The following is a 1221-nucleotide window of genomic DNA, read 5'->3' on the forward strand; positions in this document are numbered from 1 at the left end:
GGTGTTCGTACCATCAACCATACTGACGTGAGACTATCACGTCTGGGTCGCTATCGTTAGTCAGGACGTTAATATTGATAGCTGTATCTTCGTCGGTGCTGTCTGTATCGTTTGTAGCTGTAGGTGCTTGGTTAACGGGTTCTTCTGGGGTATCGGTTCCGGAATCAGTTCCAGAAACATAGCTAAAAATGTCGTCGGTTAAGGATACGGGTTCGGAATAGCCAGAGATAATTCCAATCATATCTTTGGTTCCCTCAGTCAAGAAAATGCGGGTATCTCCGTTCCTTTGTATTAGCTGATAATCACTGGGACTTCCATGCAGTTGAATCTGATCTTCTGCATCATTAAACCCGCTAATTTCAGCGCGATCATCCCAATTTGATTGGTTGTAGAAAGCTGTGCTACCATTGCCCAGAATAAATTGATCTGGCCCGTTAGTTCCTTCGAGATCATCTATTTCTTTCATCCCCGCAAAGGCTGTGTTGGGATCAAAATCACTGATGATGTTATACCCTGTGTTGTTATTGTTGTTGTCAGTTCCGTTATCGCTACTATCGTTCGGTTGGGTAGTTGCACTAACTCCATTGATAGTCAGGTTAACGGTAGCTGTGTCGGTTCCCCCTTTTCCATCATTAATCGTGTAGCTGAAACTATCTGTTGCGGTTTCATCGGCTTCGAGATTATCGAATTGACCGTTAGGATCGTAGCTGATTGTACCGTTGTTGTTGATGCTAACTTGACCTTTGGTGTTCGTACCATCAACCATACTGACGTTGAGACTATCACCGTCTGGGTCGCTATCGTTAGTCAGGACGTTAATATTGATAGCTGTATCTTCGTCGGTGCTGTCTGTATCGTTTGTAGCTGTAGGTGCTTGGTTAACGGGTTCTTCTGGGGTATCGGTTCCGGAATCAGTTCCAGAAACATAGCTAAAAATGTCGTCGGTTAAGGATACGGGTTCGGAATAGCCAGAGATAATTCCAATCATATCTTTGGTTCCCTCAGTCAAGAAAATGCGGGTATCTCCGTTCCTTTGTATTAGCTGATAATCACTGGGACTTCCATGCAGTTGAATCTGATCTTCTGCATCATTAAACCCGCTAATTTCAGCGCGATCATCCCAATTTGATTGGTTGTAGAAAGCTGTGCTACCATTGCCCAGAATAAATTGATCTGGCCCGTTAGTTCCTTCGAGATCATCTATTTCTTTCATCCCCGCAA

The 1221-nt window shown here is 44.1% G+C and carries 1 protein-coding gene; it reads right to left on the reverse strand.

All coding sequences use genetic code 11. The features are described 5' to 3' along the window. Window positions 1-13 precede the first annotated feature (13 nt). The coding region (locus tag L8106_RS29150) for an Ig-like domain-containing protein (protein WP_009788186.1) at window positions 14-1221 on the reverse strand (1208 nt) is incomplete at its 5' end.

This window comes from Lyngbya sp. PCC 8106, assembly GCF_000169095.1.
Lineage (GTDB): Bacteria > Cyanobacteriota > Cyanobacteriia > Cyanobacteriales > Microcoleaceae > Capilliphycus.